Origin of the sequence: Amycolatopsis sp. GM8 (assembly GCF_021653975.1) — a bacterium.
In the GTDB taxonomy this organism is placed as follows: Bacteria; Actinomycetota; Actinomycetes; order Mycobacteriales; family Pseudonocardiaceae; genus Amycolatopsis_E.
The window spans coordinates 1-954 of record NZ_JAJKFK010000021.1 but is presented as its reverse complement, the minus strand read 5'-3'; the positions used below and the strand labels follow the sequence as shown (position 1 = coordinate 954).

Annotated in this window: 1 protein-coding gene; it reads left to right on the top strand. The window is 70.3% G+C overall.

What is annotated here, in order from left to right; genetic code table 11:
• Positions 1-954, top strand: a 954-nt coding sequence (locus LOZ83_RS39645; protein ID WP_236797091.1) for an NAD(P)-dependent alcohol dehydrogenase, incomplete at both ends; no start/stop codon positions are given.

Here is a 954-nt window from a genome sequence, read left to right as displayed (position 1 = left end):
CCGCTGGATGTGATCGTGCGCGTCGGCGGTGCCGGTGTCTGCCGCACCGACCTGCACATCATCGAGGGGCAGTGGGCCGCGGCGATGAACCCGCGGCTGCCCTACACCTTGGGGCACGAGAACGCCGGCTGGGTGCGGGAGATTGGCCCGGGGGTCACCAATGTCGCGGTCGGCGACACCGTGCTCCTGCACCCCTTTCCGTCCTGCGGGCTGTGCCCGGCCTGCCGGGCGGGACAGGACATGCACTGCGCCACGGGGTCGTTTCCGGGTGTGGACGGGGTGAACGGCGGCATGGCCGAGTATGTGCTGACGAGCGCACGCGCGTGCGTCAAGCTGAAGCCGGCCACCGATCCCGCCGAGGTCGCCGCGCTGGCCGACGCGGGACTCACCGCCTATCACGCCATCCGCAAGGCGCTGCCGCAGTTGCCGCCCGGTACGACCGCTGTCGTGCAGGGTGCGGGTGGACTGGGACACCTCGGTATCCAGCTGCTGAACGTCCTCAGCGCGGCGACCGTCATCGTCGTCGATCGCGACCCCGACGCGCTCGCGCTGGCCAAGGAGCTGGGTGCCGCGGAAACGGTGGTGGCCGACGAGGAGGTCGTCGATACCGTCCGGGACCTGACCGGCGGCCGTGGCGCGGACGTCGTGTTCGACTTCGTGGCCGAACAGGGCGCCGAGAACGACGCGTGGGCGATGACCGCGCGCGGTGGGGCGCAGTACGTCATCGGCTACGGCGGAGAACTGCGGGTTCCGACCGCGGAAGCGGTGCTGGGGGAGAAGAACATCATCGGCAACATGGTCGGTACCTATACCGATCTCGTGGAACTCGTCACGCTGGCGGAGGCCGGCAAGGTCACCATGCGCACCAAGCGGTACCCGTTGCCGGCCGCGGCGGAAGCGCTGGACGATCTCGCGCTGAACCGGGTGCGGGGCCGGGCGGTCCTGGTACCCGAA